5 protein-coding genes are annotated in these 6,647 nt (G+C 58.0%); 2 read left to right on the forward strand and 3 right to left on the reverse strand.

The features are described 5' to 3' along the window. The first annotated feature begins 267 nt into the window (after positions 1-267). A complete protein-coding gene (locus tag AC630_RS27670; RefSeq protein WP_074121631.1) occupies positions 268-1,179 on the forward strand; it encodes an SDR family NAD(P)-dependent oxidoreductase in 912 nt (303 codons plus the stop codon). Between the two features lie 177 nt (positions 1,180-1,356). Here AC630_RS27670 and AC630_RS27675 read toward each other — a convergent pair whose 3' ends face one another. Together AC630_RS27675 and AC630_RS27680 are read right to left on the reverse strand one after the other, a co-directional pair. Then, positions 1,357-2,415 carry an amidohydrolase family protein gene (locus AC630_RS27675; protein ID WP_245330536.1) on the reverse strand — a complete coding sequence of 353 codons (1,059 nt, stop codon included), beginning with the start codon at positions 2,413-2,415 and terminating at the stop codon, positions 1,357-1,359. A 323-nt stretch (positions 2,416-2,738) separates the two neighbouring features. Next, positions 2,739-3,098 (reverse strand): hypothetical protein, encoded by a 360-nt coding sequence (locus AC630_RS27680; RefSeq protein WP_074121633.1) that lies wholly within the window; start codon positions 3,096-3,098, stop codon positions 2,739-2,741. Positions 3,099-3,899: 801 nt separating this feature from the next. On the opposite strand from AC630_RS27680, the gene AC630_RS27685 reads away from it, so the two are divergent. Continuing rightward, positions 3,900-4,919 (forward strand): MBL fold metallo-hydrolase, encoded by a 1,020-nt coding sequence (locus tag AC630_RS27685; protein WP_083636421.1) that lies wholly within the window; start codon positions 3,900-3,902, stop codon positions 4,917-4,919. 234 nt (positions 4,920-5,153) lie between these two features. On the opposite strand, the gene AC630_RS27690 is transcribed toward AC630_RS27685, so the two are convergent. Continuing rightward, positions 5,154-5,543: a hypothetical protein gene (locus tag AC630_RS27690; RefSeq protein ID WP_074121635.1), complete on the reverse strand. Its 390-nt coding sequence runs from the start codon at positions 5,541-5,543 to the stop codon at positions 5,154-5,156. Between the last annotated feature and the right edge of the window lie 1,104 nt (positions 5,544-6,647).

Consider the following 6,647-nt stretch of genomic DNA (forward strand, 5'->3'; position numbering starts at 1 on the left):
TGATCTCAAAGGTCTATTGCGGGTCACTCGCGTCATTTTCGATCCGTTCGACGGATGTCTGCTTATCCCTTAACAGCGGCGGAATAGCAGACATCCACCAACCGCCGCTTGGGGCCATGATCGGACATCAGCGAACTTCCCGAAAGCGGACGCATTGTCGATTACGGGGACGTGAATCTGGCTTTACCAAAGGGACATAGTGCCCCGGCAGTTGGTGTCACGATTGCGCGCAGACGCATTCAATCTTGCCGGAAGGAGGATAGCGAGATGACAGAACGAATTTCGTTGGAGGGAAAGGTCGGGGTTGTGACTGGCGCAGGTCGCGGGCTTGGGCGGGCATACGTCGAACTTCTCGCCGAGCGCGGCGCCCGGGTCGTTGTGAACGACCTGGGGACCGACGTATCGGGGTTCGGGAAGGATTGCAAGATCGCGGAACAGGTGGCCGATTTCATTCGATCCCGTGGAGGCGAGGCAATCGCGAATGACAGCGATGTTTCCACCCCTGAAGGTGGCAGTGACCTGATCGCGACGACCATCGAGCATTTCGGGAGAATAGACCTCCTCGTGAACAACGCTGGTATCTGCGGAAGCCAGCTATTCGAGGACGCCACCCTTGACGATTTCGATCACTATTGGCGGGTGCACCTCGGCGGGCCGGTTAACACGGTGAAGGCTGCCTGGCCGTATATGGTCGCACAGCGCTACGGGAAGATCATCCTCACGACGTCAGTCAGCGGCCTGTTTGGAATACGGGGCCAAGCCACCTACGCTGCGGCCAAGTGCGCAGTAGTTGGATTGATGCGCATTCTTGCAATTGAAGGTGCTGGGTATGGGATTCTCGTGAACACCATTTCGCCAGCCGGGTACACGAGGATGCACCCAGCGGCGGTTGCGGATCCCGCTTGGCTGAAGCAGAGCGAAGCCACAATGCCGGTTGAGGCTGTTGCGCCAGCGATCGTCTGGCTGGCAAGCGATAGTTGTTCGGAGACGAACAGGATCTACAACGTGGAAGCTGGAGTAATCCAACGTATCGCTATTGTCATGGGACCTGGCTTCTACGATCCACATCTGACCCCCGAAAGCATCGCTGAGAACTACGTAAAGGTCGAATCGATCGAGGGCTTCTTCGAGCCGGGTCCGTTCGAGCCCGGTCAGATACCCGCAACAGCGAAGTCTTGAGGAACGAGGTTACGCCATGGCGACGTTCGACTGTGGCAGACAGCGTTACTCTATGAACTTCTGCGCAAGTCATCAGCGGCCGCTCCGCGGCGGAGCTACACTGGCCGCCGAAAAGCAGACCTGCTGAAGGTCAGCTAGGGGGCCAGAAGCGGACTCATGCATCGCAGCAAGTTTGGTTCACGTCCAGCGAAGCCGCGCCAGGATCGCGCGGCCCATGATCCAGTCCTTGTCGCTTTCGGTGAGGAACGGAAGCTCCTCTGTGAATTCCGTCACGCGCTGCCGGTAGGTCGCCCTGGCGAATGAATTGGTTAGATCGGTTCCCCAGTGGCAGCGCTCCGGGCCGTAGGCGTCGAATAGGCGGTGGATATGCGGGGTCACATCACGGAATGGATACGGCTCAGTCGAAATCAGCGGTACCGACGACAACTTCACCGAAACATTCGCATATTTTGCGAGCGCGACCGACTGGGCAATAGCTTCCGGCACCAACTTGTTTCTCACGGAATCCGATGAATCAGGACGAGGGCGCAGGCCCGCGCCGACGCCCATGTGGTCGATGATGAGCGTAAGTTGCGGGTGTCGCTCCGCGATACGGGCGAACAGCGATGTCTGGCCCGATGTAAGAAACATCACAGGCAGGCGGGCCTTCTCCGCCGCCGGCCAGAACCAGTCCGCGGTTCCGTCTGTCAGCCACGCAGCTTCGCCGGGGCCGAAGTTCAACCTCACGCCCAGTACGCCGGGCTGGTCGCGCCAGGTCGCAAGCCGTGCCGCGCGGTCGGGCTTGTCGAGGGCTACACGCGCCATGATGGCGAAGCGGCTCGGGTATCGTTTGACCGCCTCTTGGGCATAGTCGACGCGCTCGCCTTCGAGCGACGCTGGCGGAACGATGACGACGCGATCGACGCCGGCCTCGTCCATCAGTGGAATTATTCGCTCGATGGTGAAGGGCTCCGGAAGCTGCGGTTTGGCACCGGGGAGCCAGGGTCTTTCCGGGGTGCTCGCCGGCCACAGGTGAACCTGCGAATCAACGATTACTCGTTTTTGCTGCGCGACCGTTGCCGCGGGGTGCTGCATTGACAGAGCGACGCCGGTCGCGACGGTGCCGGTCAGAAAACTACGACGTGAAGGCATGTGATGTCCTTCCTGTTCTATAGTTTTAGTCACGACATGATGGTGATCGACACGGCGCCCCCGCGCAGGGATCACAGCAAATTGGCTCGCAATATTGAAGATCACATCAGGAAATTGCGACCATGGAAATAGGGTTCAAAGGTCAATTTGCGCCGCAACAATCTTGAACCGCGCGTGTCTCAGTTGGGTCACTCGCGTCATTTTCGATCCGTTCGACGGATGTCTGCTTATCCCTTAACAGCGGCGGAATAGCCGACATCCACCAACCGCCGCTTGGGGCCACGAACGGACTCGTGCACCGCAGCAGCAAATAACGCCACCTTTCGATCACTTCGTCCTTAGAAGACTATAGACTAGTAGTAGAGCCTCGGCGGCCCAACCATGTTCGCGCGTATCGGCGTCATAAGGGCTTTGAACCGCTCGGGGCGTTAGCCGGTCCGACGCTCGTCGGTCTTTGGCGCTTCTGGCTGTGCGTTCAGGTGAGCTCCGGCCCTCAGCACTTGTTGCTGATAGGCCCTCCCATCCTCCGCAAACAGTTTCATCTCGCGATTGAGCAAGTCCTGATATTCCCGGAGTATATCGGAGGGCGTCTCGGCATCGCCAATATGTTTGGCCGCTTCAAGCGCCGCTTGCATGCCCTCACGACGCCGGGCAAACCAACCGTCCGCAAATTCCTTCACGTCTTCGAGCGCAGTTTCTTGGTTCTCCCAGAACTTGACGACTATCTGCACATAGGCCTTCAAAGCAGCTGGTGGCTGCAACGGACCTAACGTCACGTTTTCGCTCATGGTCATTCTCCGTTTGAGTCGACCTGCCCCATGAGTCTTATAGTGACTGGCCCGGGCTAATGCGCGCCAACATCATGAGCGACGTGCAATGCGAACAGCGGGGGGCGCTCGATGGGCGTAAGTTGGAGCGCAACACTCTCAGTCGCCGATAAAAGCCGAGGGGGCCGGGTGATGCCAAAACGCTGCGCCTTGTCGGGAGGGCGCACAAGTTAATTCGGGCCGGAACGATCAAGAACCCTGATGGCGACGAGGGTTCCGGACGGTTTGAATCCCGGTTCTGTTCCCTTGCGCCTCAGTCGCGGCTTTGATTTAGGTCAATTGAACCGGCGCGGCCGACTTGGCACCAGGATTGTCCGGTCCGGGTCACATGCGGGCGTCGGGGCGATCTTCGTCTTCGGTCCGCTCGCACCCCGCAAGCCGACATCAGGGCGTAGAAACCGAGAGGCAGCTTAGGGCCAATTCCGGACTCATGCAACGCAGCAAGTGTTTTTCTATTCGATCACCGCATCTGCGCTGGCTACTAATTCTGCGGGTAGTTCGAAAAGCTGCAGGCGCTTAAGCTCTGAACCCGCATCAGGGCAGCCGAGGCGACCCGGGTCGGCCATCGGCCAATGCCGGATCGTCCCGAAAACGACCGGAAATTCATCCCCTTGGCCCTCCGACGTTGACGATCGTCGAGCCTTCGCATTCGAACTGCATCAGTTGACTTCGATATTCAAAAGGCATCGAATACCCGATCGTTGAGCCAGCAGCCCGGCCCGCGAATTCAACAACCAACGAGGGGCCACAGGGAGGCGAGCCATGTGCTTTGTCGAAGCTGATTGGCATTTGCATGGACACCATCTGCACGGACACAATCTCTCTCGACGCGACATCCTAAGCGCAAGTCTCATGACTGGGGCAGCGAGTGCGGCTTCGCTCTTCTTCCCCGGTGTAGCCTATGGCGCTGAGACAGCGGACAAGAATGGTGGTCCCGGCACAGCTGGCGTGAATTTCAAGTGGTTCGGCACCGACGGCTGGGAAATCAGTTTCGGCAACCGGACAATCCTCTTCGATCCGTACTTTCAGCGGATTCCGACTGGTTTCTTTGCCGGAAAGTTCAATCCGACGACTCCGATTCAAGTGAATGAAACGGTGATCGACCAGCACATCAAAAAGGCGGATCACATTCTGATTGGTCACGGCCACTGGGACCACATCGCCGATATTCCTTTTATCGCCAAGAAAACAGGGGCCATGGTCATAGGCTCGGAGACTCACGCCAATCTCATGCGCGCATATGGCGTTCCGGAAGGTCAGATCGTCCAGGTCAAGGGCGGTGAGAATATGAAATTCGACGGCTATACGATCGAGGTGTTCCCGAGTCTTCACTCAATGGGGCCAACCAAGAAATTCGCGGTGCCCGGTCATCGCATCTCTGTACCAGAGCTGCCGAAAACGGTAGGCGAACTGCCTGAGGGCGACACTCTCATCTATCTGATCACCATCGGCGGAAGATTTCGTGTTTTCCTAATGAGCAGTGCCAACTATGTGGAGCGAGCACTCAATGGCCTGAAACCGGATGTGGCACTGGTCGCGTCGATCTTTTCAAATCAGATTCACGACTTCACCCCGCGACTGCTTGATGCACTCAATCGTCCGCCACTGATTCTGCCGACCCATTGGGACAATTTCGAGCGGCCGTTCTCGGACGGGGCGCACGATTTACGAGACGTATTCGGCGATGCGGGGAACCTCGATCTGTGGGTGAGGGACGTCAAACAGCACTCCCCCAACACCAAGGTCGTGGTTCTAGACTTTTTCCAGTCCTATGCCGCTTAGTCGCTAGCGAAGTTTGATATCGGCTCGTGATCCGCTTGGGCTTCAAAAGCGGGACTGTTTAGCTGCTGAAGACGACTGCCGTTTGCGCATCACAGCAAAATTGGCTGCTGATGTCGGCTAAGGGTCATTTTCGACGTTCTGCCCAAGCCGCCCAGTTCTGCAGCACCCCAATAGGGACCATGGGCGAGCGCGCAGCAAGAAGAACTTGGTCGGCTGCTCGATCGCTTACCTCCATCAGCTGCTCATGTAGGCCTTGTACGACAGGAAAACCCCGATCACGAGAAACACGACGGCCTCCCCCACAATAAGCCCCGTGCTTGGGCTGAAGGTCGCAGCCATTCCAGCGAGCCAGATCGGAAACAGCATGCGAACTAGGCCGCCGATCAGTAGAAGCCAGCCGAAGATCGTGACAAGAACCGCCCAGTCTGCGGCCCAGTGATTGTGCACTCGCACGACAGCGAGCCCGGCCACGAAGGAAACGACTCCGGAGACCAGCACGACCGCCGGATCGTGCGAGACCGCCTCGACCAGTGCCGACATCGAGCCCAGATTGATGAGCAACGCGGCCGCAAGCGCAATCAGGGACGGGCCGATCAGACCTGCGATCGTTTTTGAGTTTGCCATGGGTAGTCTCCCGCGGTGCCGTTGCGCACCGGTCCTGACAAAAAACACACAGCGCGAAGCACCAGTAAGCGGGTGTGCATCGGTCCGACACCGACCACCAGCCGTCCGAGAACGAGTCGAGAAGGAATGCGCTCCGGCCCAGCATGATAGCCCAAAAGCTCGGCGCCGAGGAGGCGACTACCCGTGGGCAGCAGCCTGTGAAGGATTTCGATCCGACCAATGTCGGCTCAGGGTCATTCGCGACCAATCCACCCGATCCAGCCTGCCGCTTGATGTCCGCTTTCAGTCTGAAAGCAACATGATTGTTGTTCGCACGCAAAATGACGCGAAGGGCCGTAACCAGACATCAGTTCGATTTTGACGGTGAGGACTCTAGGACTTGTAAGCCTGTCGCGCAAAGCTTGACTGAGGCGGCTGTGCCGGACGCCATTTAGTTCGTGCGGTGTGGAGGCTTCTTCTTTCGATGCTGTGTCGGCTGCGTTGCCTTTGGAGGCTGCGGAGCTTGCGGCCAGTAGGCACAAGGCGCACAGCTACAGGCACAGCCACAGCCTCTGGCCAGCCTTGGTTTTTGGAAGAGCGGTGGTGGTCCAGCATTTTCCTTGTCGAAGACATGGAACGTCGCCAAACTAACGTCGGAGATTTCCTCCTCACCAAGAAAGAGTTCGCGCTTCTGCGAGGGCGGTGATGTATTCGCCGACGCTTCGCCAGTTGAGGCGCACACACCGCTTGCCATCGAGAGAGACATGCCGGCAAACCCTAAGGCGGGTAAGGCTTTGCTCCGACGCTTGCCTATGGAAGAGCGCTTCGGCATGGCACAATTCTCCCACTTGCTTGGGCATACTGAACTAAACTGGCGTGATGAAATCCGACCGAGCTAGTTCCAGTAAAGACCAATGATGCCGGTGGAGACTATGCCGACCCCGGCGGCGGTCAAGCCTTTGGCCAAGCGGGAAGCCGACTTCAGCGACGATAGATGACGGCCTTGATCCAATCTAGCTGACTGTGTCCGGTTCGGGTCTTGGCTGTGTGAAAACGCAACGGCGCTCAAATTTCGGAGAAAAGAATTCCTTCAAACACCGCTTCTGAGACTGCCAGAACAGAGGT

This window comes from Bradyrhizobium sp. AS23.2, assembly GCF_001908185.1.
GTDB lineage: Bacteria > Pseudomonadota > Alphaproteobacteria > Rhizobiales > Xanthobacteraceae > Bradyrhizobium.

Bases quoted from the DNA above. Each gene is read 5' to 3' on its own strand.
- AC630_RS27680 (WP_074121633.1), bottom strand. From the start codon at position 3,098: ATGAGCGAAAACGTGACGTTAGGTCCGTTGCAGCCACCAGCTGCTTTG.
- AC630_RS27685 (WP_083636421.1), top strand. From the start codon at position 3,900: ATGTGCTTTGTCGAAGCTGATTGGCATTTGCATGGACACCATCTGCAC.
- AC630_RS27690 (WP_074121635.1), bottom strand. From the start codon at position 5,543: ATGGCAAACTCAAAAACGATCGCAGGTCTGATCGGCCCGTCCCTGATT.
- AC630_RS27670 (WP_074121631.1), top strand. From the start codon at position 268: ATGACAGAACGAATTTCGTTGGAGGGAAAGGTCGGGGTTGTGACTGGC.